Origin of the sequence: Arthrobacter sp. Ld5, from assembly GCF_051172775.1 — a bacterium.
Classification (GTDB): domain Bacteria; phylum Actinomycetota; class Actinomycetes; order Actinomycetales; family Micrococcaceae; genus Arthrobacter_D.
Genome location: NZ_JBPKBO010000023.1, coordinates 1 through 25960, shown reverse-complemented (window position 1 = coordinate 25960; position 25960 = coordinate 1). Strand labels below are relative to the sequence as shown.

Annotated in this window: 30 protein-coding genes and 1 pseudogene; 12 read left to right on the top strand and 19 right to left on the bottom strand. The window is 62.9% G+C overall.

The window, feature by feature from the left end:
• The first annotated feature begins 60 nt into the window (after nt 1-60).
• From ACSGDB_RS12700 to ACSGDB_RS12685, 4 genes are all read left to right on the top strand, one after another.
• Nucleotides 61-1404, top strand: coding sequence for a DUF2254 domain-containing protein (locus tag ACSGDB_RS12700; RefSeq protein ID WP_434995166.1), 1344 nt, complete (start codon nt 61-63; stop codon nt 1402-1404).
• Nucleotides 1405-1665: 261 nt separating this feature from the next.
• Nucleotides 1666-3054, top strand: a complete 1389-nt coding sequence (locus ACSGDB_RS12695) for an MFS transporter (protein ID WP_434995165.1) — start codon at nt 1666-1668, stop codon at nt 3052-3054.
• A gap of 103 nt (nt 3055-3157) precedes the next feature.
• Complete coding sequence (locus ACSGDB_RS12690; RefSeq protein ID WP_434995164.1) at nt 3158-3472, top strand: hypothetical protein; 315 nt, start codon at nt 3158-3160, stop codon at nt 3470-3472.
• 405 nt (nt 3473-3877) lie between these two features.
• The gene (locus ACSGDB_RS12685; protein ID WP_434995162.1) at nt 3878-4462 is read left to right on the top strand and encodes a DUF7010 family protein; all 585 of its coding nucleotides are present in this window, start codon (nt 3878-3880) and stop codon (nt 4460-4462) included.
• 140 nt (nt 4463-4602) lie between these two features.
• On the opposite strand, the gene ACSGDB_RS12680 is transcribed toward ACSGDB_RS12685, so the two are convergent.
• From ACSGDB_RS12680 to ACSGDB_RS12645, 8 genes are all read right to left on the bottom strand, one after another.
• Nucleotides 4603-4971, bottom strand: a complete 369-nt coding sequence (locus ACSGDB_RS12680; protein WP_434995161.1) for a GntR family transcriptional regulator — start codon at nt 4969-4971, stop codon at nt 4603-4605.
• Nucleotides 4968-6011 (bottom strand): hypothetical protein, encoded by a 1044-nt coding sequence (locus tag ACSGDB_RS12675; protein ID WP_434995159.1) that lies wholly within the window; start codon nt 6009-6011, stop codon nt 4968-4970. The genes ACSGDB_RS12680 and ACSGDB_RS12675 overlap by 4 nt, the downstream gene beginning before the upstream one ends.
• Before the next feature lie 146 nt (nt 6012-6157).
• Nucleotides 6158-6253 (bottom strand): hypothetical protein, encoded by a 96-nt coding sequence (locus ACSGDB_RS12670; RefSeq protein ID WP_434995204.1) that lies wholly within the window; start codon nt 6251-6253, stop codon nt 6158-6160.
• A gap of 128 nt (nt 6254-6381) precedes the next feature.
• Nucleotides 6382-6588 (bottom strand): helix-turn-helix domain-containing protein, encoded by a 207-nt coding sequence (locus ACSGDB_RS12665; protein WP_434995158.1) that lies wholly within the window; start codon nt 6586-6588, stop codon nt 6382-6384.
• Nucleotides 6588-7028: a DUF2975 domain-containing protein gene (locus ACSGDB_RS12660; RefSeq protein WP_434995157.1), complete on the bottom strand. Its 441-nt coding sequence runs from the start codon at nt 7026-7028 to the stop codon at nt 6588-6590. Before ACSGDB_RS12660 ends, ACSGDB_RS12665 begins: the two co-directional genes overlap by 1 nt.
• Before the next feature lie 726 nt (nt 7029-7754).
• Nucleotides 7755-8966 (bottom strand): alcohol dehydrogenase catalytic domain-containing protein, encoded by a 1212-nt coding sequence (locus ACSGDB_RS12655; RefSeq protein WP_434995156.1) that lies wholly within the window; start codon nt 8964-8966, stop codon nt 7755-7757.
• A gap of 221 nt (nt 8967-9187) precedes the next feature.
• Entirely contained in the window at nt 9188-9796 is a 609-nt protein-coding gene (locus ACSGDB_RS12650) for a flavodoxin family protein (RefSeq protein WP_434995155.1), read from the bottom strand.
• Nucleotides 9789-10277 carry an alcohol dehydrogenase catalytic domain-containing protein gene (locus ACSGDB_RS12645; protein ID WP_434995153.1) on the bottom strand — a complete coding sequence of 163 codons (489 nt, stop codon included), beginning with the start codon at nt 10275-10277 and terminating at the stop codon, nt 9789-9791. The genes ACSGDB_RS12650 and ACSGDB_RS12645 overlap by 8 nt, the downstream gene beginning before the upstream one ends.
• A 497-nt stretch (nt 10278-10774) precedes the next feature.
• Here ACSGDB_RS12645 and ACSGDB_RS12640 point away from each other — a divergent pair, with 497 nt between their 5' ends.
• Nucleotides 10775-11185 (top strand): hypothetical protein, encoded by a 411-nt coding sequence (locus tag ACSGDB_RS12640; protein ID WP_434995152.1) that lies wholly within the window; start codon nt 10775-10777, stop codon nt 11183-11185.
• A 465-nt stretch (nt 11186-11650) separates the two neighbouring features.
• On the opposite strand, the gene ACSGDB_RS12635 is transcribed toward ACSGDB_RS12640, so the two are convergent.
• Entirely contained in the window at nt 11651-12112 is a 462-nt protein-coding gene (locus ACSGDB_RS12635; protein WP_434995151.1) for a DUF4383 domain-containing protein, read from the bottom strand.
• A 511-nt stretch (nt 12113-12623) separates the two neighbouring features.
• Between ACSGDB_RS12635 and ACSGDB_RS12630 the strand changes: the two genes are divergently transcribed.
• Complete coding sequence (locus ACSGDB_RS12630) at nt 12624-13103, top strand: hypothetical protein (RefSeq protein ID WP_434995150.1); 480 nt, start codon at nt 12624-12626, stop codon at nt 13101-13103.
• Here ACSGDB_RS12630 and ACSGDB_RS12625 read toward each other — a convergent pair.
• The 6 genes from ACSGDB_RS12625 to ACSGDB_RS12600 form a co-directional block, all read right to left on the bottom strand.
• The gene (locus ACSGDB_RS12625; protein ID WP_434995148.1) at nt 13100-13375 is read right to left on the bottom strand and encodes an ANTAR domain-containing protein; all 276 of its coding nucleotides are present in this window, start codon (nt 13373-13375) and stop codon (nt 13100-13102) included. The two genes, ACSGDB_RS12630 and ACSGDB_RS12625, sit on opposite strands and share 4 nt — an antisense overlap.
• Before the next feature lie 82 nt (nt 13376-13457).
• Complete coding sequence (locus tag ACSGDB_RS12620; protein WP_434995147.1) at nt 13458-14063, bottom strand: GAF domain-containing protein; 606 nt, start codon at nt 14061-14063, stop codon at nt 13458-13460.
• A 300-nt stretch (nt 14064-14363) separates the two neighbouring features.
• On the bottom strand, nt 14364-14540 hold the full coding sequence (locus ACSGDB_RS12615) for a CsbD family protein (RefSeq protein ID WP_434995145.1): 177 nt from the start codon (nt 14538-14540) through the stop codon (nt 14364-14366).
• 116 nt (nt 14541-14656) lie between these two features.
• A complete protein-coding gene (locus tag ACSGDB_RS12610) occupies nt 14657-15208 on the bottom strand; it encodes a GNAT family N-acetyltransferase (RefSeq protein ID WP_434995144.1) in 552 nt (183 codons plus the stop codon).
• A gap of 382 nt (nt 15209-15590) precedes the next feature.
• A complete protein-coding gene (locus ACSGDB_RS12605) occupies nt 15591-15920 on the bottom strand; it encodes a MarR family winged helix-turn-helix transcriptional regulator (RefSeq protein ID WP_434995143.1) in 330 nt (109 codons plus the stop codon).
• A 280-nt stretch (nt 15921-16200) separates the two neighbouring features.
• Nucleotides 16201-17454, bottom strand: coding sequence for a phospholipase D-like domain-containing protein (locus ACSGDB_RS12600; RefSeq protein WP_434995142.1), 1254 nt, complete (start codon nt 17452-17454; stop codon nt 16201-16203).
• A gap of 633 nt (nt 17455-18087) precedes the next feature.
• Between ACSGDB_RS12600 and ACSGDB_RS12595 the strand changes: the two genes are divergently transcribed.
• The 6 genes from ACSGDB_RS12595 to ACSGDB_RS12570 all read left to right on the top strand — a co-directional run bounded on the left by ACSGDB_RS12595 (nt 18088) and on the right by ACSGDB_RS12570 (nt 22266).
• On the top strand, nt 18088-18774 hold the full coding sequence (locus tag ACSGDB_RS12595; RefSeq protein ID WP_434995140.1) for an ANTAR domain-containing protein: 687 nt from the start codon (nt 18088-18090) through the stop codon (nt 18772-18774).
• A gap of 38 nt (nt 18775-18812) precedes the next feature.
• Entirely contained in the window at nt 18813-19112 is a 300-nt protein-coding gene (locus tag ACSGDB_RS12590; protein WP_434995138.1) for a hypothetical protein, read from the top strand.
• A gap of 185 nt (nt 19113-19297) precedes the next feature.
• Nucleotides 19298-19783 (top strand): BLUF domain-containing protein, encoded by a 486-nt coding sequence (locus ACSGDB_RS12585; protein WP_434995137.1) that lies wholly within the window; start codon nt 19298-19300, stop codon nt 19781-19783.
• A gap of 413 nt (nt 19784-20196) precedes the next feature.
• Nucleotides 20197-20748 (top strand): helix-turn-helix domain-containing protein, encoded by a 552-nt coding sequence (locus ACSGDB_RS12580; RefSeq protein WP_434995135.1) that lies wholly within the window; start codon nt 20197-20199, stop codon nt 20746-20748.
• Nucleotides 20735-21457 (top strand): ABC transporter ATP-binding protein, encoded by a 723-nt coding sequence (locus ACSGDB_RS12575; RefSeq protein WP_434995134.1) that lies wholly within the window; start codon nt 20735-20737, stop codon nt 21455-21457. Before ACSGDB_RS12580 ends, ACSGDB_RS12575 begins: the two co-directional genes overlap by 14 nt.
• A 71-nt stretch (nt 21458-21528) precedes the next feature.
• The gene (locus ACSGDB_RS12570) at nt 21529-22266 is read left to right on the top strand and encodes a hypothetical protein (protein WP_434995133.1); all 738 of its coding nucleotides are present in this window, start codon (nt 21529-21531) and stop codon (nt 22264-22266) included.
• Between the two features lie 200 nt (nt 22267-22466).
• Here ACSGDB_RS12570 and ACSGDB_RS12565 read toward each other — a convergent pair whose 3' ends face one another.
• The 4 genes and pseudogenes from ACSGDB_RS12565 to ACSGDB_RS12550 all read right to left on the bottom strand — a co-directional run.
• On the bottom strand, nt 22467-23270 hold the full coding sequence (locus ACSGDB_RS12565; protein ID WP_434995132.1) for a MerR family transcriptional regulator: 804 nt from the start codon (nt 23268-23270) through the stop codon (nt 22467-22469).
• A 140-nt stretch (nt 23271-23410) separates the two neighbouring features.
• Nucleotides 23411-24025, bottom strand: a complete 615-nt coding sequence (locus ACSGDB_RS12560; protein ID WP_104120372.1) for a hypothetical protein — start codon at nt 24023-24025, stop codon at nt 23411-23413.
• 98 nt (nt 24026-24123) lie between these two features.
• Nucleotides 24124-25503, bottom strand: coding sequence for a hypothetical protein (locus ACSGDB_RS12555; RefSeq protein ID WP_434995130.1), 1380 nt, complete (start codon nt 25501-25503; stop codon nt 24124-24126).
• Nucleotides 25504-25840: 337 nt separating this feature from the next.
• Nucleotides 25841-25960, bottom strand: a pseudogene (locus ACSGDB_RS12550) (IS30 family transposase); the annotation flags it as partial.

Sequence of the window (25960 nt, the reverse complement as noted above, 5' to 3'; positions counted from 1 at the left end):
ACCCCACGCTTCACCGAACCGTATGCAGGCCTTGATCATGAAGGGTTCAGACTGAGCATCATGGATATGAATAAGGAGTCCGTGCGGGAGTCCCTGCGTGCCCAGTTGTGGCCTGTTCCCCTCCTCGCCGTCATCCTGGCGCTCATCCTCGGGCAGGTCCTTCCCTCTCTCGACCGGCAGCTTGACGACAGCATGCCGCCGGTGGTGTCCGGGATCCTGTTCGGCGGGGGTCCCGAGGCGGCACGGTCACTGCTGGAGACGATCGCCGGTTCGACTATCACCGTGACGTCGCTGACCTTCTCCCTGACGGTCGTCACGTTGCAGCTCGCAAGCAGCCAGTTCTCCCCGCGTCTCCTGCGCACCTTCACGCGGGATCGCTTCGTCCACAACACGCTCGCCCTGTTCCTTGCGACGTTCGTCTTCGCTCTCACGGTGCTGCGGAGCATCCGGGTGGAAACCAGTGCCGGGTCTGGGTTCGTTCCCGAGATCGCCGTGACCACAGCCTTCGCGCTGACTGTCGGCAGCGTCGTGGGCCTCGTCCTCTTCCTGGCTCATTTAGCGCGGCAGATCCGCGTGGAGACCATGTTGCGTGATGTCCATCGCGAGACCGACGAAACGCTGGAGCGTGTCTTCCCCGAGCACGACGCGCGGAGGCCGAGCGTCCCGGCGCCGGGAAGCCGGCCGGACACGATCCGCGCACCGTCCTCGGGTTTCCTCACCCGCATCGACACCAGGGCCCTCGTGGCGGCTGCGGCGCGACTTGATGGCTTCGTGTCCCTCGATGTGGCGCCTGGGACATCACTCGTGGCCGGCATCCCGGTGGCCCGGGTATGGAGTGCAGGGGAGGTCCCGCTCGACGGTGACCGGCTCGCTGAGCTGGACGACGCGGTGTCCACGTCACTGAGAACAGGTTTTGAGCGCACCTCCACGCAGGACCCCTCGTTCGGGCTGCAACAACTCCTCGATGTCACCGACAAGGCTCTCTCGCCCGGCGTCAACGACCCCACGACCGCCGTCCACGCCCTCAGCCATATCTCCGCGGTGCTCTGCTCCCTCACCGCCAGGACGACCGGACCCATCACGCTCTACGACACGAACGATCAAGCCAGGGTGAACCTGACACTTCCCTCCTTCGCGGAGCTCCTCGATCTCGTCATGGACCAACTCATCACCTACGCCTTCACCGACCCTCGAACAGCAGGCCGGAGCATCGCCATGCTCTCCGAGGTCACGATCAGCGCGTCCCGGGCCAAGAGTTTCCCTACCCACGCGCCCGCTCTCCGCGGGCACCTGGCGCGCGTCCGGACAGCAGTCGAGGCATCGACGCTCGACCCCGTGATTCGTGCCGGTCTCCTCTCCCAGCTCAACGACATCGAACAACAGCCCATACAGCCCAGCCCCTAGTCTGTTCACCCCTGCAAAAGCGGACCTCGAACATCCACTGCCCAGAAACACCGAACGGTTCTGCGAGAGCCGCGACAACAACGACGTAGTACTCAGCGAGTCCGCGCTCGAGATCCCCTGCGGCGGTGACCCGCCCGGCCCCTACGAGAGCTGATCGGCTGGAAGTTGCTCAGCATGCTGTGTACCGTGGATGGCTCTTGGGCGCCTGGCCTCTCTGCCGCGCCCTCCCACACCATCGAATGCACGGAGGTCGCCGCCCGCATGGCATCGGCAGGAAAAGCTACGGACCATGACAGTACTGCTGTCTCCCACACCGAAACTGCCGAAGGGCGCAAAACCATACGGAGAGCGATCGGCGCTTCCGCCGTAGGTAACGCGACGGAGTGGTTCGATTACGGCGTCTATGCCGTCGTCGTCGGCTACATCACCGCGAATTTCTTCCCGGGAGGTGACGAGGGATCCGGGACCCTGTGGGCACTGGCGACCTTCGCGGTGTCCTTCCTAGTCCGGCCTCTCGGCGGTTTCGTGTGGGGTCCCCTCGGCGACCGGTTGGGTCGCCGCAAGGTCCTCGCCCTCACCATCATCCTGATGGCGGGTGCCACCTTCTGCATCGGACTCCTGCCCACGTTCGATCAGATCGGCTACCTGGCTCCTGCCCTGCTGGTGCTCCTGCGCCTGGTCCAAGGGTTCTCGACCGGCGGCGAGTACGGAGGCGCGGCCACGTTCATGGCCGAGTACTCCCCGGACCGCAAACGCGGCTTCTTCGGGAGCTTCCTCGAGTTCGGCACCATCTTCGGCTTCGCCCTCGGCACGGCGATCACCCTGTTCCTCCAGCTCATCCTCGGGGACCAGGCGATGACGGAATGGGGCTGGCGGCTGCCCTTCCTCGTGGCCGGCCCGATGGGGCTCATCGGCCTGTATCTGCGATCAAAACTGGAGGACACCCCGGTTTTCCGTGAATTCGAGGACGACGCCGAGGCGCAATCCGGAGCAGGATCCCGGATCAAGGATCTGGCGACCCTGTACTGGCGCCCGATGCTCGCGATGGCCGGGCTCGTCATCGCTTTGAACGTCGCGAACTACACCCTGCTCAGCTACATGCCCACCTACCTCGAGACCCGGATCGGCCTCACGGCGGACGGCTCACTCACCCTGATCCTGGTGGGGCAGCTCGTGATGATGTGCCTGATTCCCTTCGCCGGGGGTCTCTCCGACCGCGTGGGGCGCAAACCCATGTGGTTCACATCGATGGGTGGCCTCTTCGTCGCGGCAATCCCCATGTATCTGCTGATGGGGACCGGTTTCGTCGGCGCGCTGATCGGATTCGCCGTCCTCGGCGCCCTGTACGTCCTGCAACTCGCGACGATCTCCGCGACGTTCCCCGCGATGTTCCCCACCCAGGTGCGTTTCGCCGGATTCGCCATCACCTACAACCTGGCGACCGCGATCTTCGGTGGGACCGCGCCGCTGGTGAATGACGCGCTGATCGCCGCGACCGGCAACCTGCTCGTCCCCGCGTTCTACATGATGGCCGCCTGCCTCATCGGAATGATCGCGCTGCCCTTCGCACGCGAGACAGCCGGTGCTTCCATCCGGGGGACCGAGTTGCCGGGAGAGCCGACCGCTGCGGAACGAGCGTCTGCCCGGTAGGAACAGGCGTCAGGGGAGGGGCGCGGCCTCCGCCTTCGAGAATTACGACAGGCGACATCGGTCGTATGCCGCAATCAGCATCACCACATGAGGGAGGTTTCCGATGGGCGGCGATCATGAGCGGTCCGAGGATTCGGTGGAGCACACCGAGGCGGTTGACCTCCAGGTAGCTATTTTCGAGACTGTCTCCCAAGCGCGCGGATTATCGGTGCAGGACGCACGACGGATCTTCGCTCGGGCCCTCTCTTCGAAGAACGTCACTCCACCAAGCGGGCTTTGGGTCGATGCAGCGATGACATCGGCAGTCCTCGGACACACCTACATCATCAGCATCGAGGCCCGTCGAGGAGCCGAACTGATCCTCGAACAACGCAACGCTCCAACCACCGGCAAGGACGACAGCAAAGATCACGCCTGACCTGTGGCGCTGTTTTTGTGGGTCCAGTGACAGGGTTGGGGGGTTGCTGAAGGTCGGGTCGGCTGCACCGTTGGGTGACAATCTGTAGTCACGCAGCCGCCAACAGCCCGCGCCATAGTCACTCGCCGCGCCAAAGCTATGTGGTTTCTGCCCGGTGAGGTCTCCGTGGTGTCCTCACTGCGGGGTAGACGCCGTTTGACGACACCCAAAACGACGGACACAACACAAGGCGGCTCCTTTTTGCCGGGCTGGTTGCCGTGCTCGATGGCAGTGCGCAAAAAACCCACTGTCGTGTGTTGCGGTGATAGCTGGCGCGGCTTCCCAAAGATCAACTGCGGCGCACTTCGCTTCGCGAGTTTCAGGGTGGGGCTAGCCAGCGGGGTCGGGGTCTGGGAGGCTCCATCAGTGAGCGATACCAGCACGCGTCATCAAGATCTGACCGGCACACCCCCCAGGTTCGCGGACCCACGGCGAATGGGCACGCTTATCGGGCTGGTCGGCGCCTGTGTCTTCGTCTTCTCCTACACGCCCGGGTTCTCCGACCCAGGATCGGTTGGGGCGCGCCTCCTGGTCATCGCGGCCGTCAGCGCGACCCTCTGGTTCCTGTTCGCCGCCCCACGTTTCCTGGGTCCCTTCGTCCCTCCTCGACGATCACACATCGGCGTGTACGTTGCGTGCGTCGTTGGAGAGCTCGCGCTAATTGCGGCCGGCAGCCGGTTGCTCGAAACGATAGGCAGACTCGAACTGCGGCCGGCACTGATCGCCTTCGTCGTAGGCTCGCACTTCCTGCCCTTCGCCTGGGCCTTCAAGGAGCGCATGTTCTACACACTAGGCGGCGTCCTCATCCTGATCGGTGGTCTGGGCCTACTCATCGGCACTCAAGCCAGCGCTCTTGGAGCGGCCGTCGGATCAGGTCTGATCATGGCGCTCATCTTGCTGACCTACAGCCTGGGCCTCTTCGCCCCACGGCAACGAACCGAAAACACCTGACGGGCAGAAACATCCTGCCGCACAAGGAGCCTTTGGCCGGATCGCCGGGAGGGCTGGCAGCGGGCTGGGATCGATCGGCACTCGGTAGCGGGTTCTCCGGCTGAACACTTCCCACCAGAGCTATATCAAGGCCGGGGCGCTTATCTGGATGCGGACTGCATCTGCGTCCATGCATGTGCCAGTAGCCCCTGTGCTTCTGTGAGGCCTAGACCCTCTTCGGCTGCTTGAAGCGCGAGAGTTTCTGCTGCGCGGAGGAGAGGCTTGGTGGTTGCATGGCCGGGATTCACGCGTGTTCCTGCCGCTCGTGCTGTACGGATCAGTCCTGCGCCTTCGAGTTCTTTGTACGCTTTCGCCACGGACCCGGCGGAGACTCGCAGATCGGTTGCGAGCTGCCGTACGGGAGGGAGCCGGGTGTCCGCGGGGAGCTGACCTGTGCGTATCTGCGCCGCGAGCTGTGAACGTATCTGCTCGACCGGTGAGAGCGGTGACGAGGGGTCGATGCTGATCATCGCACGGGTTGAGACTGCTCAGTCCGCATCTGCCCTCCCGCCGACCATAAGGAGGCGATGGTCGAACAGGCTCTGATCAGGAGAGCGACTGCAGCAATAGCGACAATCAGGGAGAGCAGAAGCAGGATCACTCCGAGGGTATGTCCTGGTTCCACGGGGATCGTACCGGCGACCGTGTTCAAATCCACTGTAGGGACAGGATCGCGGTGTGCTGCGGCCAGGACGGTCCCAGTAATCGCAGCAAGACCGGCGATTTGGGATGCGAGGGCGGCGCTGGAGGCGGACATGATGAACATCGTGCGGTGCGAGCGGAGGAGCGTGTCTGCGCTGAAGAGGTCAGTTGAGCTTGGCCGCGGCTCAGCGGCGGCGCGATGCAACGCCCAATAGACAGTAGCGATGAGGAAGAGCGTGCAGATGATCACGGGGATTGCGTAGTACCAGCCGGGGAACGGCCCGTTGGTTGACAGGTTGTACTGCACATCCACTACCTGTTCATTCTCCAGTGCCCAGCCCGAAAGGGCGCGGCGCTCGAAGACGCGGTGCAGGCCGTTCTCGTCGGTCGCGGAGTAGCTGCCCGTGAGTGCCAGCCCGAAAATGAGCATGATCGCGGCGCTGAGCGGTAGACCGAAGACCCATTGCCGGGCGAAGGACGTAGGGCCGCGTGGAGAGAGCTCAGCGACAATACGATCGCCGTTCCCTGACAGCCATGCAGGTCTGGGATAAAACGAGTAAACCAGCAGGCCGAGCAAGGCTCCGACCCCACCAGCGAGAGCGTACGTGACCCCGTACCCCCGGTCCCACCAGGACCCGATCAGGCACATCACAGCAGCGCCTGAACCCCCAAGGATCAAAGCCGCGACGGCCGCGCGAGCCTCCCCCCTGAACACCGAGGACACCTGGTTTCTGGTAGTGGCAGAGAGTTCCTGTTCGCTGATGTCGCTGTCATGAGTGCCGACTACTGCTCGCCGGACAGCCCACCACACCCCGACCGCCAGGAAACCCACCAGCACGACCACAATCACTATCGAGATCAATCCCACGATGTTCTCCTGACGCTACTTGTACTGTTAGTGCAATACAAGCGGAGCATGGTCCTTGTGTCAATGGTGAAGTACAAGAGCGATGTGATGGCCGGGCATCACTTAGCCACAGAAGGAACGGGCATACATCGATCAGCGTGCGGGCGTTAGTGCCTGGCGAAGAAGCCGCCGTCGGTGTTCAGTAGCTGGCCGGAGACCCAGCGTCCTTCCTTGGAGAGAAGGAAGGAGGTGACAGCGGCGATGTCGTCGGAGGTGCCGAGTCTCCCGAGAGGGTGATGAGGTTGCCCGTTGCGTGATCACTCGTGAACGCGACGATCGCACCCCCGTCGGGGGAAATCTGCCGTGCGAAGGCGGTGATCGGGTCTGGGGCTTATTCGTCGTCCCAGGTCAGGATGTCGCCGGGTTGGCAGTCGAGGATGCGGCAGATCGCCTCGAGGGTGGAGAAGCGGACGGCTTTGGCTCGTCCGTTCTTCAGGACGGCGACGTTCGCGGGGGTGATCCCTACCCTGTCCGCGAATTCACCCACGGACAGTCCGCGCTCGATCAGGAGAGCGTCGATCGTGACGCGGATCGGCATCAGATGACCCCGTCGAGTTCGGTTCGCATGGATGCCGTCTTGCGCAATAGGGAGCGCAGGGTAAGCAGAACCATGGTGAGCGCAGTTCCGATGAGTGCTCCGCCGATCACGAGGAGTCCGAGTGCTGGCGGCCCGGGGACGAAGAACAGTGTCCCCACCACGATGAGCGTCGCAATGGCGAGAGTGACTGCCATAAGGTCAACGAGCCTCAGTGCTGCCGCGGCGAAGATGCGGCCGTCCCGGATGCGGCCGACGAGAATCCCGGTGATCACGAGAACGACTTGAACACAGATCCCGAACAGGATCGCAGCACTGACCAGGGGAGCCTGAAGATCGGAGAACTCAGGATAGTCCGCCGCCAGAGACCGGGCAGTGAACACGACGACGATCTGGCCTGCGACGACGGCGATGAAGAGCAGGGCGAGTACTGCCCGCGTCATGAGCACCATCGTAGGTCCAACAGATTTCCCCGAAGTCTCCATGTCTCAGTATTGATATTCGATCGATCGAATGTCAATAGATAATGGTGCGGCGTCGTCAGAGCAGTCTGAAGTCGGCTTTGACTGCGCACACCTATCTCCCCTGCGGTCGAGCCACGGTGGTCTTCGATCCATCCCAGCCGCTCCCATGTCACCGTGCTTGGGCTTCGACTGATCTGCACGCCCAGGATTTCGTCCGATATGTCGAAGCACGCTGTGCAGTAGAGCAGCTCAGCGGTCGTCGGCGTCTGTCCGGCAGTAGGGCTGTCGGCGTTCGCTCAGCTCGAGCGCGACCAGCCGGCTGAGTGGACCAGGGCGGGTATGGCCGCGGCCGCCGTACACGGGCGGAAGGCCGGACGCCGGGAAGTCACGACCGACCATACGAAGGTCAGGCGTGCTTGTGTCCTCAAAGCCCAAGGGCTCGCGCCTGCTGACATCGGGAAGATCCTCGGAGCCAGCCGGGCCACGGTATACCGCTACTCGAGCATTGGCGGTGATGGGATCGTGGAGGAACACCGGTCGTGAGGACGGCTCGTAGGCTCTCCGGCGGGGATGTTTCTGGCGTGGCCTTTCTGCGAGGTTCGGTGGTGCCTGTGTCGTGTGACGATCATGATCGGTGGCGCGGGACGACGACGTCGGATGAGGACCTTGGGTGGCGCGCCAGCCCAAGGTCCTCATCCGTCCCTGCTAGCTGGTGGTCAGGACGGTCTTGAGCCAGCCCTCCTCGCGCCGGTCGAAGGAGAGGTAGGCGTCGACGACGTCCGTGATGGGCTCGTGCTGGGTGATGAACCGGGTGGGGTCGAAGACGCCGGAGGCCACGAGGTCCAGCAGGGGAGGCGTGACCGAGCGGTGATCGCAGTTACCCATGCGGATCGTCAGGTTCTTGTTCATGGCCTGACCGATCGGGTAGGACATCATCTGCGGGCTGTAGACCCCGATGATGCCGATGCGCCCGTACTTTCGGACCGTTTCCACGCTCCACCGGGAGACCTGCGACGGAGCGTTGCCCGGCACCCAGTTCTCGCCCTGGACGTTCGTGTCAGGGGCCACCTCGGCGACCTCCCGGGCGAACTGTCCGGCCTGCTGCTCGCCCTCGGCGGCGGCCGGTCCGGACGATGGCCGCTGGGCATCCACCCCGACGGCGTCGATGACGGCGTCCACGCCGATGCCCTGGGTCGCGTCCAAAAGGGCCTGCACCGGGTCCTCGCGGTTGAAGTCGATGACGTCGGCGTTCTGGTCGAGGGCCTGCACGAGGCGGGTCTGGACGCCGTCGACGGCGAACACGCGCGAGGCGCCCTGGCGGAAGGCGGAGGCGATCGCGAACTGGCCGACGACGCCCGCCCCGTACACCGCCACGGTGTCGCCGCGCCGGATGCCGGCGAGCTCCGCGCCGAACCACGCGGTGGGGAAGATGTCCGAGAGCAGGATGGCCTGCTCGTCGCTGACAGTGTCCGGCAGGGCGGTCAGGGTGTTCGAGGCGTAGGGGATACGCGCGTACTCGGCCTGCAGGCCGTTCACCGGCCCGGTGGTCTCCGGGCCGCCGAAGAAGCAGGTGCCGGCCTGGGGGCCGTTCGGGTTGGCGGTGTCGCACTGTGCGGTGTGCCCGGCCCGGCACTGCCAGCAGACGCCACAGGACATCGTCGAGGACACGACCACGCGGTCGCCTGGGGCGAACCGGCGTACCGCCGCGCCGACGGCGGTCACCTCACCGACGGCTTCATGGCCGAGGATGGTGCCCTCCCTCATGCCGGACATGGTGCCCCGGATGAAGTGGAGGTCGGTCCCGCAGATCGCGCTGCGCGTGATACGCACGATGGCGTCGTTCGGGTCGAGGATGGTCGGATCATCGACGGTGTCGAGGCGGATGTCGCCTTCCCCGTGCCAGACAAGTGCCTTCATGATGGGTACTCCTTCTAGGTGTTCTAAGCGAAAATCTGTTGGACGAATACGGTACGACCGACGCCAGGAACGTCGGACCGGCAGGCCTCGTCGGGTGGGCGGGTTTATGCGGTGAGTTCGAACCTCGCCGCCGGACAAGCCGGACGAGGATCTGCGGGACAGGAATCAGGATCAATGGTGCATCTGACGACGCGTCATGCCGCATCGCTCATCACCATCAACTACTCGGCGGGGTAGTTCGCGGTTTTGAGGTAGGTGGCGAGGTGGGCGGCGTTGCGGGCGAGGCCGGCGTTGGTGGATGCGACGGGGTCGGGGACCTGGTCGAGGTCTTTGAAATCGATGGTCTGCATGGCTTCGCCGACCCAGTACGTTCCTCCCTGGGCGGGGAGGGTGAACCCGACGTCGTTGAGTCCCTGCATCAGGTCCGCGATGGTCTTGTGGGCGCCGTCCTCGTTGCCGACGACGGCGACGGCGGCGACTTTCCCGTACATGATGGGTCGGCCTGCGCCGTCGGTCTCGGACAGTTCGGCGTCGAGGCGTTCCATGACCTGTTGGGCGACGCTGCAGGGGTGGCCCATCCAGATCGGGGTGGACAGGACCAGGATGTCGGCGGCGAGGATCCGCTCCCGGATGGTCGGCCACTGGTCCCCGTTGCCCATGTCGGTCTGCACACCGCGTTTGACGTCGTAGTCCACGACCCGCAGTGACGATGTGTCGACGGCGTGGCCCTTGAGCTCGTCGAGGATGTGTTGAGCCATCAGCTCGCTACTGGATGGATCAGGGGATGGGGTCAGCGTGCAGATCAGCGCAAGGGCGGTCAGGTCAGCCATGAGGGACTGTGTTCCTTTCAGGAGAAGTAGTAGCGATGAGGCCCGCGGGGAGTTTCAGGAGGTTGAAGTCGGCCCAGGGCACCCGCAGCGGTTCGGCCTGGCCGCCCCAGTACGGGCCCATCATCGGGTACCCGTACCCGGCGCCGGGCTGCCCGGACGGGTTCGCGCGCAGGCAGGCCGAGGTGTATCCGTTGTTGCAGTTCCGGCAGGTACCGCAGGCGAGGTTGAAGGGAACGGACACGCGGTCGCCGACGCTGGTCCGCTCGACGCCCGCACCGACAGCTTCCACGACGCCCATGTTCTCGTGCCCGAGCACCATGCCGGCGTCGAGTTCACTGCGCCCCTCATAGGGGTGCAGGTCCGACCCGCAGATGTTCGCTGTCGTGATCCGGATAATCGCATCCAGGGGCCCCTGGATCGTGGGGTCATCGACGGTCTCGACGGACAGCTCGTACGGTGCTTTGAAAACTACTGCCTTCATAGGAGAACTCCCTTACTGAAGATCGGCCCCTACCGCTGCTGGATCAGGGGCGGGCCCCGCTGACGGGGCCATCGGGTCCATACTGGTGTGCTCGGCCGACCCTGCGCGACATACCGCCCCTGACTCGCAGGGGCAGTACACCGCATAGGCCTTGCTCACTACCCAGCCGCTCCTTGACCAGATACTAAGCCTACTGACGAGTCTCGTGGGTTAACCGCAGAAGGGTCAAGCGGTCAACGCCGGCTCGCCCGGCCTTGACCGGGTCGGCGCCACCTCCTAGATCTGACTCCCACCCCCCAGGGCAGCGCGCAGCGGCAGGCTCTGTCCGCCACGGGCGCGCCGCACCGCAACCCGAACCCAGAGCTGCGGCGACGACGTCGATGGGCGCCGCCGTCATAGGTGACAGCGGTGCCCCCAGATCGTTACGTCGGCGATGGGTGCTGCTTCCCTGCCGAGTGATGCACTGGACATCGAGCAACTGTCGAGGAGGTGCCGGTATGAAGAGTCGGTATGTGGTGATAGCCGTTCTCCTGATCGGCGGCCAGCCTCTGACGGCTTGCACCCCTGAGATCGTAGGCGGCGCGTACGAGTCGACCGCACTCGAGCTTCTTGTGTCCGACGAGCAGCGTGACGGCCGATCGGGGCCCGAAGCGCTTTTTGAGGGTGTCTTGCTCGTTAGCGAGGATGAATGCCTACAAGGTCACGCACGAGACGGGACCATTTACAACATCGAGTTCCCTGCTGGCCCGCACATGAACGACGTCGGAGAAGTGGACATCGGGTTCGATACGATCCCGCTCGGGGAGGACATATCGCTCGGTGGTGGGTATAGCGAAAGGTCTGAGCTGACGGAGTCCCTTCCAAAGGCCTGTAGAGAAGACGTTACGTTTATGGTCTATTCGTCCTGAGGGATGAAGTCCAGCGTCCGTAGGTTGCTCCTTCACCTCACGCCACCAGCTGGTTGAACGCGGGTGGTCAGTCAGTTGCATGAGTGCTCGATATGGTCGATTCCGTGACTGCTGGCCATCACTTCAGACGTATCTGCTCGCTTTCCGGTCTGCGAAACTTCTAGGTGGCAGATTGTAGTCACGCCGCCAGCGCGGCCGGCGTGTTCCGGATCGTCTCGAACTCGATGGACGTCAACGTCCCAGCCGTTTGCAGGCGGCGGTGACAGGTCCGCTCGATCCAAATCAGGACGGCGATGCACAGTGGTTCACGGGTGATTCAGGACCGGCGGTCGAGCATGTTCGTCTGCGGAAGATCAGAGCGGCTTGCCATTACGGCGGGTTTCGGTAGAACGTTAGCGAGAGGCGGGACCCGAGTTCTGTGTCCGGGCCCCGCCTCTGTCATTGGTGCGGGCTGGCCCGCTGCGCTTAGGCGCGGCTCGTTGCGGTGTTCTTGCGGCCGCGGGTGAGTAGCAGCGCCAGGGCGATCATGCCGATGCCCAGGAGCAGGTGGAGCCAGTTGTCGGCGTTGTTGAGGGGGACGAAGTTCGCGGGGGAGTCGTGACCGATGGCCAGGCCGTAGACCCACAGGACGAGGTAGATGACACCCCCGTAGAGCAGGTAGGAGCGGGCACCGCTGATGGTGCGGGCCAGTCCGATCCCGGCTGCGCCGAAGAGCAGGTGGACGATGTTGTGCAGGATCGACACCTGGAACAGGCCGAGGAGTTTGGCTTCCGATTCGTGTCCGGCGAACATCATGGTGTCGTAGTCGGAGGTGATGCCGGGGATGAAGCCGAGGATCCCGACGAGCAGGAAGACCGCGCCGACGGCGACGGCTGCTTTCTGGACATTGGTGCGTTCGCCCGTGCGGGGCGTAGGTGCGGTGGTCATGGTTGTTCTCCCAGTTGACGTACGAGTGATTGTTCCGCGGCGCTGATGGTCAGCGGCAGGAACGAGAATCGACCGGCAGAGGTCCACGCCTGATGCGGCGCCACCTGCGGTCAAACCCACAGCGTAGTAATGCGGCCAACTGCGCAGTCCCCAGACGCCCCGTGTCGCTGATTACGATTCAATCAGAATCCGCTGGATCCGCGCTCACGAGGGGACCAGTGCGCCCCTGATCACGCGTCTTTCCCTGTCCAACAATCCGGCCAGGTCTTCGCCCTAGGGCGTGAACGGGGCTACCGATGCGTGGACTGGATGCTCGTTCACGCATCGGCGCCCTCCTCTTCCCCGGGCAGTACAGCCGCCGGGCCACACACCGTTTATCGGACAGTGGCGGCTATGAAGAAGGTAACGGGGTGAAAGGGCCTGTCAGGGAGGTCAGATAGGGGTAGGGGAGGTGCCCGTCAACTGGTGTTTGCCCGGGCACAGGTTATGTGACGGGGCGCATACTGAGTGAATGGAAAGCGCGACAGTTGGGTTGTCATCGGAAGGAGATGAAGCGCAGCAAGAGCAGCACGATCGCTCGGAATATGTGGTCGCTGCCCGGCAGGAATTTGTGAAGTGTCCGAACGTGAGTGGTCTACGGGTGACGAGCGTCGTCGCCGGCCAGGGTTATCTGACCGCACAATTCGAAGGACCGATGGGTGACTTCCGAGGCCCTTACGGCATCATTGTCCGGCTCCCGACAAGCACGCTGGATCCGTTATGGGCTGAACACACCAGTGCGGGGGACAGGACGGTGCAGGGATGGGTTCGCGCCGCGATCATCACCCGGACCCTTCGGGCGCACCGGGACAGCCAGGACGGGGACCGCGGGTATACCCCGGATGATGTGTGGTGGCTCATCGATGACAAGACCACACAACAAGCGCAGATCATCACCACTGACATTCATGGCCGTGGACCGGATATGGACGGCGCAGACACCGGACCCTAGCGTGCCTTCTTCCACTGAGGGAGTTCGCCGCTGCTGATGAGGTGGTCGGCGACGTTCCGGAGTTTCAGGTGGTTGCGCTGGCTGGCCATGGACAGCACGATGAACGCCTGTTCGCCGGTGATCTTGTGCCGTTCCATGAGGATGCCCTTGGCCTGGCCGATGACGTCCCGGGAGTTCACCGCTTCCCGTAGCTGGCGGTTCTTCTCGGCCTCGGCGAACGCGACGGAGGCGTGGGAGGCGACGAGCAGGCCGATGTTCCCTGTTCGCGACAAAGCATTGACCGTGATTCCTTTTTCCTCATGGGCGGCCTGGGCCAGGTCCCCGGTCGTCTGCTGGTTACGGTGATGCGTGGAATCAGGGGAGCAGTCCCGCGTTGAGTTCGGCTTCTGCTTGGTTGGCCAGTGCGTGGAGTTTGTGTTGGTCGTGGCGAGAGAAGTCCCGGGCGGCTTGGTCCATGATGCAGAAGCTGCCGACGAACCATCCGCCCGGGCCGCGTAGGGGGATGCCGGCGTAGAACCGGATGAAGGGTGCGGCCACCACCAGTGGGTTGGTCGAGAAGCGAGGGTCGGACAGTGTGTCGGTGATGATCAGGGGTTCATCCTGCTGGATGGTCACGTTGCACAAAGCGATACTGCGGTCCAGGTGCCGGTGCAGTGGGCCGATGAAAGACTTGAGGTACTGCTGGTCGTCGGCGATCAACGATATGGACGCCGAGCTAACACCGAAGTAGTTCCGAGCGGTACGGGTCAGTCGGTCGAATCGTTCTTCGTCGCCGGAGTCCAGCAGCGCCAGGCGGTGAACGGCCTGAGCACGGTAGTGCTCGTGCGCGGCTGCCGCTCCGGACGCTCGCTGCCTGGCCCCGGTATCCGGTGCCGGCGCCTCTACGGACACGCCAGGTGACGTCCCGGCGTCGTCCTGACGTGGGTGGTCCTTCAAAATGTACGGTCCATCATCTGTCATGTTGTCCTTGACCCAAGTGGTGCCCCCAGCGGCACACACTCGACCGAGTCTGGCAGCACTACATTGGCCGCGCAGATTATTTTCTTCTCGTTTAAGGTCAAGCAAGGCAAGGCCCGATGTGTTAGTTGCCGAGAGTAAGTATAACCGCTATTCGCACGGACCAATGTCCGTAGCACAAGGAGTATTCCTAGCTTGTCTGTGGCTCGTCTGTCTCTTGTCTACGTCGGTGCCATGATGCAGACAGCAAAGGGAGAGGGTGCGCCCAATTTTGGGCGCACCCCCTCCCTCACGTACCAGGTGCTAGTGACCCTTGAAGGCGTCCTTGAGTTTTTCGCCGGCCTGCTTGAGGTCGCTCGCGGTCTGATCGGACTGGCCTTCGGCTTTCAGGCTTTCGTCGCCGGTTGCGTGCCCCGTGGCTTCCTTGCCCTGCCCACCGAGCTTCTGCGCGGCGTTGCTGATCTTGTCATCGAGTCCCATGATGTTCTCCTCGTTCTCTCTTTGGTGGTCATGCGTCGGTCTATTCGGTGGTCGTGTCGGCGAGGTCCGCCAACAGTTCGGGGGGAACCTCCCGCCCCCGGCCGCGGCTGGGGGGATCAGAGAGCGTGGACCAGTTGGCGGTACTGCGGGTTGTCCTGCAGGAAGGCCTGCAGGACAGGGCAGTAGGGGATGGGGGCCAGACGGCGCTTGTGCGCGGCGAGGATGACCTGACGTGCCAGGGGGCCCTCGATGCCGGCTCCTTCGAAAAACTCGTGGATGACGGTGCGATGCAGACGCAACGCGCCGCCTCGCATCGTGTAGCTCACATATCCGGCGAGCATCCCGTCCCTGAAGAATTCAAACCGCCGGTTCATCGTGTTGTCGCGCACCTTGTCCCGAGACAGTGACAGGCCGGGCGTGTTCTGGGCGTGAGTTTCACGTCGCTGAATCTCGGCGTTGACGCGATCGAAGTCATCGGCGGTCCCGTACGGGGGGAAGTCCTTATCCAGGGCCCGGTACAGGGCGTTACTCCAGCGCCGCAGCTGGCGGCTGGTCGCTCTTTGCAGATCGAACGGGATCTCGCCCGGCAGATCCTCCGCCTTCATGGCCCGTTCCCGGATGTGGTGCAATCCGCCCGAGGCCAAGCCGACCAGATCAGCGGAATCCATGGTCTCCAGAGAAGCACCCGGGACCTGGGGGACAGACTCCACCGGGAGGGAAGCTGACGGAAGGGGGACCGCCGGGACCGAGCCCGCAGGGGAGGACTTACTCAGAGGGCTTACGGAAGCTGGAGGGCTCAGGGGAACCGTTGAGGCGTGGGAAGCCGTGAAGTTCAGGGGAGCCGGGGGAATCAGGGGAGCCAGGGACATCGTGGACCTAACCTACTCAAGCCTGCAGGGCCGTTTCTTGACCCTGAAGCCAGCATACGGATTAGCTAGATTCCTGTAAAGCTAGGAAAACTAGATATTTGTTTGGCTTGTCCTCGATTGTTGCTGGACCTTCCGGAACGTGGTTTCCGCGTTCAGAGGCAGGGCGGCTGCGTCGGGAGGGTTAGAGCTGGGCGAGGGTGGCGAGCCCTGTGCGGAAGGCGTGGTGCTGGGCCGTGCTCAGCGCGTTCAGGCCCGTCTCCACGGATGCTTCGAGGTCCTGTCGGAGCCGGTGGTGCAGGGCAGTGCCGGCATGTGTGGGGTGCAGGCAGATCTTCCTGCGGTCAGCGACATTGGGGCGGCGCTCGACCAGGCCGGCGTCCTCCAGCCGGTCGGTGATGACTGTCATGCTGGCCGTCGATATTTCCAGCACATCGGCCAGTACTCGTGGGCTGAAGGCCTCGACGCCGGCGTCGGCCTCGACGATCAGGGCCAGAGCGCGTGCGGCTGTCACATTCAGGTCCACCTGTTCGGCGTGGTCTTTCTCCAGAGCCGTCAGGAAGATGGATACGCGTCTGAGGAGATCGACGATCGGCAAATCATCCGGTGGAGAGAGGAAACGCCTTGTTGTGGTGGCCATAAGCCATGCTTACCACGGACGCCTCTACCAGGGTCCAGCGAAGCTATCCGTCACCCGTCACCCGTCGGTGTGGGTAGGGTTTTCCGCCGGCGGCCGCGGCTCCGACCTGCCCTGCGAGGGGGGCACGTCAGGAAGACTCACGAGCTAGGAAGGCTTAGAGGAGGGGTCGCAGGGGTATGAGGACGGTTTCGGCGAAGCGGGCGGCGGGGTGACGTTTGCTCCACTGGTCGGATTCGATCTTCGTGGAGTTGTCCCGGTCGATGGCGAAGATTTTTTCCATGTTGACGGCGAAGCCTTCGTCCTGGATCTCGAGGTTGGTTTCGTAGTTGAAGCGCAGGCTGAGGCGGTCGATGTTCGCGGTTCCGACGATGGACCATTGACCGTCGATCGTGGCGGTCTTGGCGTGGATCATCGCGTTGCGGTACTGCAGCACGGTGATGCCGGCATCAAGGAGCGAGGAGTAGAAGCCTCTGGAAAGCCAGTCCGCGAGGATGTGGTTGGAGTCTTGCGGGACGATGATCTGCACGTCGACTCCGCGTCGGGCTGCTTCGACGAGGCCGGCAAGGATCCTCTGGTCGGGGATGAAGTACGCGGTCGTCAGGTAGATGTGGTGCCGGGCACGGCTGATCGCATCGAGGTAGACGCTGCGGATCGGGTAGACCAGATCGGCGGGAATGTTGTTGATCGCGACGATGCGCGAGTTCCAATGGACCGGGTTCTGCGGAGATAGTTCGGGGCGTTTGACGGCGAGGTGGTTCCACACCTGGCCGAATGCGTGGCCGAGCTCGAAGGCGGCTGGTCCGACGAGCCGCACATGCGTGTCCCGCCACTGCGTCGCATACAGGGACCCAATGTTGTAGCCGCCGATGAACGCTGTGTCGTTGTCGACCAGGAGGATCTTGCGGTGCGTCAGACCCGTCGCGGCGACCGGACCGTACTGGAGTTTCGGGCCCAGGGCAGGGAAACGGAAAACGTTGACGTCGGGGTGGAAAGTATAAAAGAACGAGGGCACCACCAGGTTCCCGAAGTGATCGTAAATAACGTAGACATCCACGCCTCGGCCGGCTGCTTCGTTGAGCGCGTCGCGGAACGCACAACCTATCTCGTCGTCCTTCCACAGGTACGTCTCGAGGAAGATCCGATTCTCGGCCTTCCGGATGGCATCGAGCATGTCCCGGAAGAGATCCTCACCGTAGGTGTACGTCGTCGTCGCCGTGTCGCCGACCTCGGAAAGGAACGTACCGGGGCGGGGGAACCCGGTGCGCTGGGACCGGTCCTTCTTCTTCAGAGCATCGGCTGTGACAAGGGCCGCGATGACTGCTCCCTGAGCAGCCAGGAACGCTGCTGCACCACGCACCGCCAGACGCCGGAGGGAGGGGACAGACAGATTCTTGGTGGAGCGGACCATGAGCCGAGCCTATCGACACTTCGATCCTCACTTCACGGGACGACGAAAGAAAGCCGAATAGGCGCTTGGGGGCGGCCATTAGGCCGCCGTCCTTGGTCCGGAGGATCGGGCTCTGGTCAGAACCAACGACCGCCGGCTTGAACCCATCAGGTCGTAGCGAGCAACGAGCCGATATTCCTCGCTGCGGTGACTCCAGTTCAAACCGTCCTGGCGGGCCCACCTGAACCTGGCAGGCAACTGATAGTCGACTCATCCCGGCACAGCTCATAGGCGCCTCGGGAAACCACGGCGAGAAGGCCCACGTGCTGTACTGGTGGATCGAGGCCCAGCGCCGGCAGAACGACGCCGGCCATCTCACACAGGACAACCTCGACGCCCTCTGCCAACCTTCGTGAGAACGTGAGCCGCACGGGTCACCTCTGTGTGGTGTCCACAGACGCTCCTCGGCCGGCGCAGGTGTGATTCCCTCCCGGAGGGGCGTGGGGGCGTGGGTGCGCGCAACGGTGGTATCCAGGAGCCCTCCAGCCGTGGTGCCGGCGGAAGAGGCGCCGGAGGGAGGGGCGTCGGAGGCAATCGTTATTCTTATGTTCCTCAGGTCCGGGTTAAGACACTAGCGCCGGGCAATCACGTCGAATGGGTTCCATTGCCATGACCATGTCCAACGACTCGCTCGCGCCCGAGGCCGGCGACGCAGCTGGCGTCGACTACTTCATCGACTGTCCTACCGGCGCAGTCGAGTACTATTTCGGTTCCCCGTCCTTCCACTGGTCCGACGAGCTTTTCCGCATCCACGGGTACGAGCGGGGAGAAGTCGTGCCGACCCTCGACCTCGGACTGGCGCACATCGATCCCGCGGACAGAGACAGGATCCAGGCGTTCTGGGACCGTGTCTCCACGACCAAGGGTCCATCGTCGGCCTACGCGTCGTTGCGCTCCGTCGACGGTCGGGAGCATAAGATCCTGATGACCGCCGACCTCATCCTTGACGGGGACACCCCGATCGGGGTGTGGGGTCTCGTCGTCGACCTGACACGCTCCATCCACGCGGATCGACACAAACTCGCGAACGAAGCCGTCGCGGCGTCCGCCGTCGGCCGGGCGGTCATCGAACAGGCCAAGGGCATCCTCATGGGACGACACGGTGTCACCGCGACAGAGGCGTTCCATCGGATCAGCACCTACAGCCAGAACGCCAACCGCAAAGTCGTCATCATCGCCCAGGACATCATCGACCTCTCCCAGCAACTCCACCGCGGCACACACCCCGGCCTGGACATCAAGACCTCCGGGTTACTGGAACTCCTCACCACAACATCGTAGGCCCAAGGGGATTGCGGGAAAGCAACAAGGTGAACGGTGTGAGGGCCGGCCTGTTCCGGGAGGGGCTGGCCGCCCCCTACTTCACGATTGAAGCAGCAGCGGCAATGACCGATCCTGAGGCGGGAAAACTCGTCTCAAGGCGGAGAAACTCGCCGGTTAGAAGAGGCCTTGCCGAACGGCTGCTCGCTTGGGCCCGGGAGCAGGACGTGAGCTTTGTCGGCCCGGGTGAAGGAACTGTCGATCTCGCCGTCCGGGCCGTGATGGTGTCCGGCCCCTTGGTGAGCGGAGGGCCGGACACCGTCAGGGCACTCATCCAGAGCCGGCTGCTTGACCCATAAGGATAAGTACACTTACTAGTGCACAGTGCCGGTCGGGGTCAGGTCAAACTATCCGATGAGCGCCGGCCAAATGGCGCTCATGTCCCAACGCACCCATGGTTCGTGGTACGTCCGGGAGCGGATCAGTCGGAGCAGTTTGCGGGGGTTGCCTGGTCGTTCAGCGCGAATCGCCGGCCGTGGGAGCAATGATCATTGAGAAGGAGCGGATGTCGGTGGAGTCGGTGGAGTCGGCGGAGATGGTGTCGCTGGTGTATTCGAGTAGGTCGACCCAGGCCTTCGACGACACGGGTCTGGCCGGGTTGTTGGCGGCCAGCCGTCGGAATAATGCGCGCCTGAAGGTGACCGGCATGTTGCTGTATCGCGACGGGCGTTTCCTGCAGGTCCTTGAAGGTCCGACGGGTGTTGTCCTCGATCGGATGTCCGTCATCACTCAGGATCCCCGCCACAGCAATGTACGGGTCCTGTTGCACGAACCGATCAGCGATCGGCAGTTTCCCGACTGGACCATGGCCTACCACACGGTCACCGAACCGACGTCCGATGGCATTCCCGGCTACCGCACCACCTTCACCGAAGTCGAAGACGATGACGACGACGATCCTACCGAGACCATTCGGGCGCTGCGCGAACTCATCCAGTGGTTCCAGGACCGTGCCATCCCGCTGCGATAACGGCTACTCACCACGGGTGCGTCAGGGTGCCGTGCCTACCTGAAGCGACCCTAGGCGAGGGGCGCCCCCTCGAGAGTTGCCAGTGAAGGATCAGAAGCACTGTTCTCGGGCAGCAGGTACTGACGATTTCGGCGCGATCGTGTGCGCGAGTGTGCCATTCGGATCGAAGCGCGGCAATGCCCGTGAGAGGACGTAGCTGCCGCGCCGTAGCGAGGTTGGCCGTCACGAGGCAAGTATGGACGGCGCCGTCACCATGTGCTGCACGGGTGTGCAACCCGCACCCATCCGAAAGACAGCATGCTGACGAATAGTTAGGGTGGTCCCGCAGGTGACTGCGCCGGTGCCGAGTTTTCCGGGTAAGCGATCACCAGTCTAGTTGTTCGTATCAGTATTGATACTGATACCGTTCGGTTATGGTTACTTCTGCTGCTCTTCTGCATCCGGTTCGACTCCGGGTGGTACAGGCGCTTCTGACGGGTGATGGGTTGACGACCCAACAGCTTCACGAGCGGTTGTCGGATGTTCCGATTGCAACCCTGTACCGACATGTGGGGCATTTGGTCACGCACGGGGTGATTGAAGTCAGTGATGAGCAGCAGATTCGGGGGGTGACCGAGAAGACTTACCGGGTCGTTGAAGGACTGGCTAACCCCTCGGCGGAGGAGCTGCGGGCGTTGTCACCGGAGGAACTTGTCACGACCTTCACGATGTTCACCTCCGGGATGATCCGAGACTTCAGTACCTATGTAGATCAGGGCGAGCTTGATCTTGTCGAGGACCGGGTGAGTTTCGCACAGGCCGATTTCTGGGCGACGACGGCCGAGGTCGACGCGTTCTTCGACACTGTCATGGTGGCGTTACGCGAGCTGATGACTCATGAGCAGGGCCAGGGCCGAACACAGCGCGTCCTGACAACCGTATTGATTCCTCGACCGGAAAACGCGGTGCCCAGTGACAACGCCTAACCGCAGGTCGACGGAAATCGTCGCAGAAGCCAAGGACCTGGTGGTCGGGTACGACTGGGCAGTGGTGGGTCCGATCAACGTACGCCTTGGTCCGGGAATTACTGCGCTGCTCGGACGAAACGGGGCGGGTAAGACCACACTGATGCGGACACTGTGCGGGGTAATCCCTGCCGTGTCGGGACGGTGCTCTGTGTTCAACAGGGACGTCAGCGATGGAGCGGCAGTTCGCTCCCGGGTCGGCTACCTCGGTCATGAGCTTGCGCTGGCCAGTGCACTTACGGTGAAGCAGAACCTCGCCTTCTGGCGTGAGGTATGGGAAAGCATCCCCCAGGCCACCTTGATCGATCACAACGACCTCATCGACCGATTCGATCTCACCGCGTTGCTCGGTCAACGGGTCAGGTCGCTGAGCCGCGGTCAACGTCAACGCGTCGAAATGGCTCGCCTGGCCATGACCGATCCCGACTTCGTCGTCCTCGATGAACCGTTAACCGGGTTGGACCCGGTGTACGCGGCGCAAACACGAGAACTCCTGCGCGAGTGGGGTAAGACGCGTACGGTCCTGTATTCCACCCACAGTGTCCCCGAAGCACTGAAACTCGCCGACAGGTTCCTGCTGGTGCAAGGCACAGACCTCATCGACCTCAGCCATGACGATAGCGAAGTCACCGAGCAGATCATCCTCAACCACCTGGAACCAGCCGCATGAATGCCACCCTCACACCGGCTGGCTGCCGGATACGGGCCTTCGCCAAACGAGCATGGATACAGCAGGGAACCATGGCCCTGTGGATCTCCGTCCTCATCGGTGCCGGCTACGGCCTCCTCGTCCTCCTGGCACCAAGTGGCACGGAAACGATGCCCGAGATGAGCGCGATCATAGGCTCCCACACCACTGATCTGGCCGCAGTACTGGGTTCCGACGGCAAGGCGCATCTGATGAGCTCCTACATGCTCGTCATGGCCCCCGCTCTGCTCGGCGCTTTAGTCGGCATCGTCGCGACCCTCACCCTTCCCGGTGTGGTCGCAGACGACGTGAGCGGCGGTGGCATAGAAGTACTCCTTGCCAGTCCCATCCCACGCAGGAACCTGTTCCAGGCCTACCTCGGCGCCGGACTGCTCCTAACGAGCGCCTCCTGGGCTGCAGCCACCCTGAGCTTCGCAGCCGCGGTCACCCTCATCGCACTGCTCACCCAAACAGCAGTGACCATGACAATGCCGTATCTCATGGCCCTTATCGTCCTGCCGCTGTCCATGGGCATCTGGTCGGCAACGATCACCCTCTTCGGGGCACTCCTATACCCGCGTGCCCTCGAGTCCCGCGCAGGCATGAACGGCGGACCCATACGCCTGCTCGCCATCGCCCCCACACTGTTCGCCGTTCCCTCAGTCGTATTCCTCGACCAATGGGTCCTCCCCGTCCTCGGCGCCGCACTCCTTGCAACACTCGCCGCAAGCATCCTCATCACCCACACCACCGCCCGCCGATTCCAAAGCACCCGCATCCTCGGCAACTAACTCAAAACCGAACTCATCCACAAACTCAGACTCGTTAGCCATCATCGACTCATTCAAACCACCCTGGCATGAGCAGCAGAACACCCCTCACGCATGCATCGATGATGCGCCGGGTGTACCGAATGCAGCGTTTCCGGCGCTGGCCGGACGTACCGGTAGGGAATCCTGCACCGGACAGTAGCGTCGCCCATCTAGATGTTTCAGCTGCGACGAACAGGCTGTTGCAACTCGGTCACCCAGTCGGATTGATCCTCTGAAACCGCTCGGACGTATAGTTCCCGGCAGGGGCCTGAGGGGACGAGTCCTCGGGCGAAGATCTCGGCGTGGAGCGCTTGCCAGCTTTCTGCAATGTGCTCCATGGAACCGAGATGGACGCCGCAGACGGCTTTTTCAACAGCGGGCAGTTCGATGATCTCGATGCCGTCGCTGGCTGGTTCTGTGTAGGCGTAGCCGGCGATGATGTGCAGGCCGTCCTCAACCATCTCGTACAGCGCGACTGGCGTCTCCAGTGTTCCACGCTCATCGCCGATGACCTGGGAAACGGCGTCGAAGGAAGGACCCACGACACGTGCGACCTCAGGTTGGCTTGCTACGACCGCTTGGCGGGCGGCGAGGCGGACAGCGGGCAGGGGCTTCTCAATGATCTCGATCTGGGACATGTGGTTCTCTTTCTCGATGAGATGGAGCCGCCGTTGCACATCGACGAGTCGGCCAGCAGCGATCCGGTGTTCCTGCTCCACCTCTGCGCGGCGAACCTGCAACAGAGCTGCTATGCGATCGGACCCCGCGCCCTGGTCAAGAATCGACGAAATGTCGCCAAGGCCGAAGCCGAGCTGGCGCAAGGCAACGATTTGATGCAGGCGCTCGAGTTGAGATGGATCGTAGGACCGGTAGCCGCTGAACTCGTCCACGTGGGCTGGCACGAGTAGACCTGCGGTGTCCCAATGCCGCAGCATCCGATGAGTCACCTGCCCGATCTGCGCGAAAGCTCCGATGGATAACATGTCTCAGTTCTGTCGCCTTCCACAGTGTCAGAGTCAAGTATCGCCCGAATCGCTGTGACCAGGCCGTTTCGCGTTGCCTGGGAGCCCGCCCGGTAGCCGATCGTCGAGCGGGACGGCCAGCGATCTCCTGTCGGTCAGCTCTACTGGTAGAAGGGCAGCTTTTCATTCGCCTCGACCTGGACGACGTCGAGACGCGATTCGGTCAGGAGCGTATCGATTGCCGCATGGTCAGCTCCGATGCCGGCCCAGTGGGGGTCAACATCTGCGGTGATGCACCAAGCCCGGTCCGAGGGCCAGATGAAGGCGGGGCTCGGCATAGGGTGCCCAGTTTCGGCTGACCACGAGTCTTCGACCGCTCCGGAGACTAAGTCTGGGAGCGACACCTTGCAGAGGTAGTACTCACGACCTGGGGTAACCACACGGGGTGTACGCGGTACGGGGGTGGGAAACTGATCCTCGCCCCATCCATCCCACATCAGCAGGTACCCCTCCGTAAGTGAGTTGGCGGACTGCAGCAACACCTCCACCGCGATGCGGACTTGCTCGGACTCGGAGAGGGCGTCATCCGGCAGGGCGCCGTTCTGGCATGCACCCTCGCGTTCAGACTGACCGGCATAAGCCGGATCGGGGATGAACCGTAGTCTCGCGTACGCGGGGAAACCCGTCGGACCTAACGTCACCAGATCCCACCAGCGCTCATCACTCGCCACGATCCACTGTGCGGCCGCAAGATCACTGCACGGAGAAAACATCATCCCTTCATCCTCCTACTCACCAACCACAACGAGTAGAAGGACGTCCGTCCCGCAGCAGGATCCTCCACTGGCCGCCATTGAATCGAACCCACGCGCAATCAATGCTTTTGCGGCTCGTATGAGTCAGGCGGTGAAGCTTCTTCTGAATACCACGCGCGGTCGTGGCGGTATCTGATGGCGCACCCTTTGTAGCCGGCGGGCTCCAGATCGATGTAATCGAGTACGCCATGGTGTGGGCGAAGACCGAAGGACCACCATTGCAGATACCCCTCGGCCGGGTGAGAGTGGTTTTTACCTCCGGTGTCGAACCGTTCTTCGGCAGCCTCGGCATTTGGCGTGATGGTGTCGGCTAGTCGTCCTTCTGTGACAAGTGGGATTCCAGGGAACGCTCGCCCGGCGAAACCTAAGACGAGGGCACGCGAAGGTTCATCACTGATCTTCGTGGGCCTGGGGGATCTAAAGTCCCACAACCAACGCCGGTCTAGGAGCGTTCGGAACTCCTCCGGAGAGAGATTGTTGACCCGATCGATTCCGTGCAAGGGGCAGTAGCTGGAGTACAGGACTTCCTGCTCCTGAAGAGGTAGGTCTTCGTCCTCCGGCTCAGTGCGCAGGTGTTCTTCCCTGCAAATGCATCCGGCCACGTCTTCGGATTTGCCCAGTCCTCCAGGGTGGATGAACCAGGAGGAAGCGGGAAAGGCTGTGATGGGACCTGTGTTGGCAGGTACGTCCCACACGAGATCACCGCCGACAGCTCTGCTGCTGTGATTCGCCCAAAGGACCTCACCCCAGAAAATGATGGCGGCGATGGTGAGGGCGGCCGCGCCTGTACCAATGACGTCGGATACTGAGACGTAGTCCAGTTCCGCATAGGTGTAACCCAACTCAAAGAAGAAGACTATGGTCGTGGCCAGCCATGCCAGGACGGCGCCACCAGAGGTGATCACCGCCCGCCGGACTCGACTTTTGCGTGCTCCGCGGACCGACTCGAGAGCAAGTGCCCCTAGGAGGAGAGGACGATTCGTCCGCGCAAACCCTGCAATCTCACCGATCAGTCGAAGATGCCGCGCTGAGGCAAGAAGCGCTCGAGCTGCCCAGACTCCCAACAGTGCTACCCCTGCCCAAAATACGACTGCGGAGTCGTACCCCTCGATGGTGTGGGGGACAGCAGCAAGGCACAACACCAGCGGCGCGGCGATGATGGCACGTCGATGCAATGCCCATCCGATAAGGACAAAGATCCCGGCGACACTCAGGCTCAGCAGACCAAACAAGTCGACCGCCCGGTAGGCGCCAGTCCACGCGTCATCATCGAGCGTCTCCCAGGCCCGGTCGGCAATGAAGCTGCCAGCGACTGTAAGGACCACAATGAGCCACGGGACGACTCCTGCCCATCGTGCCCGTCCACGAAGAGGCACATCAGCCCAGGCTCCTGCATCAGGCCGGATGACATCAACAACAGCGGTCACTTCGTTGCGCACAACCCTGGCAACTCCTTCAACTCAGCATCACGGGGACCCGGCTAAAAATCCCAGAACGATGCAAGAAGAAGCCCTGCGGTAGCGAGAGATGAGACACGGGGAACTACACCACTCGGAAACTATCAGGCACGCGAGTGAATCCTGAACGCTAGATGAGCCCCACACACGGTTTCAAGCAGCACACTGACCAGCAGCTAGAAGACCGAAGGGCAGCAACCCTCCCTGTGTCCGCAAGCCGGTGGTGAAGAGGCGCACCGACCTTGCACCCGGTGTCACCTGAAATATCTGCCCGGATTGCGTGAAGAGCGCCGTAAACGCGGAGCAACTGACCTTGTTGTCAACCGGTGGAAGCAACATTGTCGGTGAGTAGTCGGGTGAAGACTTCCCGGGGTGTGAGGTAGCCCAGGGTGGCTCTCGGTCGGTCGTTGAGTTCGTCGGCGATGGCGTCGAGGTAGGG

What these genes read in the sequence shown, in the direction of transcription:
- ACSGDB_RS12630 (WP_434995150.1), top strand. Translation starts at nt 12,624, where the DNA reads ATGGAAAGCGCGACAGTTGGGTTGTCATCGGAAGGAGATGAAGCGCAG.
- ACSGDB_RS12600 (WP_434995142.1), bottom strand. Translation starts at nt 17,454, where the DNA reads ATGGTCCGCTCCACCAAGAATCTGTCTGTCCCCTCCCTCCGGCGTCTG.
- ACSGDB_RS12570 (WP_434995133.1), top strand. Translation starts at nt 21,529, where the DNA reads ATGGCCCTGTGGATCTCCGTCCTCATCGGTGCCGGCTACGGCCTCCTC.
- ACSGDB_RS12595 (WP_434995140.1), top strand. Translation starts at nt 18,088, where the DNA reads ATGGGTTCCATTGCCATGACCATGTCCAACGACTCGCTCGCGCCCGAG.
- ACSGDB_RS12585 (WP_434995137.1), top strand. Translation starts at nt 19,298, where the DNA reads ATGATCATTGAGAAGGAGCGGATGTCGGTGGAGTCGGTGGAGTCGGCG.
- ACSGDB_RS12565 (WP_434995132.1), bottom strand. Translation starts at nt 23,270, where the DNA reads ATGTTATCCATCGGAGCTTTCGCGCAGATCGGGCAGGTGACTCATCGG.
- ACSGDB_RS12645 (WP_434995153.1), bottom strand. Translation starts at nt 10,277, where the DNA reads ATGAAGGCAGTAGTTTTCAAAGCACCGTACGAGCTGTCCGTCGAGACC.
- ACSGDB_RS12610 (WP_434995144.1), bottom strand. Translation starts at nt 15,208, where the DNA reads ATGGATTCCGCTGATCTGGTCGGCTTGGCCTCGGGCGGATTGCACCAC.
- ACSGDB_RS12650 (WP_434995155.1), bottom strand. Translation starts at nt 9,796, where the DNA reads ATGGCTGACCTGACCGCCCTTGCGCTGATCTGCACGCTGACCCCATCC.
- ACSGDB_RS12700 (WP_434995166.1), top strand. Translation starts at nt 61, where the DNA reads ATGGATATGAATAAGGAGTCCGTGCGGGAGTCCCTGCGTGCCCAGTTG.
- ACSGDB_RS12640 (WP_434995152.1), top strand. Translation starts at nt 10,775, where the DNA reads ATGAAGAGTCGGTATGTGGTGATAGCCGTTCTCCTGATCGGCGGCCAG.
- ACSGDB_RS12620 (WP_434995147.1), bottom strand. Translation starts at nt 14,063, where the DNA reads ATGACAGATGATGGACCGTACATTTTGAAGGACCACCCACGTCAGGAC.
- ACSGDB_RS12690 (WP_434995164.1), top strand. Translation starts at nt 3,158, where the DNA reads ATGGGCGGCGATCATGAGCGGTCCGAGGATTCGGTGGAGCACACCGAG.
- ACSGDB_RS12580 (WP_434995135.1), top strand. Translation starts at nt 20,197, where the DNA reads ATGGTTACTTCTGCTGCTCTTCTGCATCCGGTTCGACTCCGGGTGGTA.
- ACSGDB_RS12655 (WP_434995156.1), bottom strand. Translation starts at nt 8,966, where the DNA reads ATGAAGGCACTTGTCTGGCACGGGGAAGGCGACATCCGCCTCGACACC.
- ACSGDB_RS12695 (WP_434995165.1), top strand. Translation starts at nt 1,666, where the DNA reads ATGGCATCGGCAGGAAAAGCTACGGACCATGACAGTACTGCTGTCTCC.
- ACSGDB_RS12635 (WP_434995151.1), bottom strand. Translation starts at nt 12,112, where the DNA reads ATGACCACCGCACCTACGCCCCGCACGGGCGAACGCACCAATGTCCAG.
- ACSGDB_RS12665 (WP_434995158.1), bottom strand. Translation starts at nt 6,588, where the DNA reads ATGCCGATCCGCGTCACGATCGACGCTCTCCTGATCGAGCGCGGACTG.
- ACSGDB_RS12680 (WP_434995161.1), bottom strand. Translation starts at nt 4,971, where the DNA reads ATGATCAGCATCGACCCCTCGTCACCGCTCTCACCGGTCGAGCAGATA.
- ACSGDB_RS12560 (WP_104120372.1), bottom strand. Translation starts at nt 24,025, where the DNA reads ATGATGTTTTCTCCGTGCAGTGATCTTGCGGCCGCACAGTGGATCGTG.
- ACSGDB_RS12660 (WP_434995157.1), bottom strand. Translation starts at nt 7,028, where the DNA reads ATGACGCGGGCAGTACTCGCCCTGCTCTTCATCGCCGTCGTCGCAGGC.
- ACSGDB_RS12615 (WP_434995145.1), bottom strand. Translation starts at nt 14,540, where the DNA reads ATGGGACTCGATGACAAGATCAGCAACGCCGCGCAGAAGCTCGGTGGG.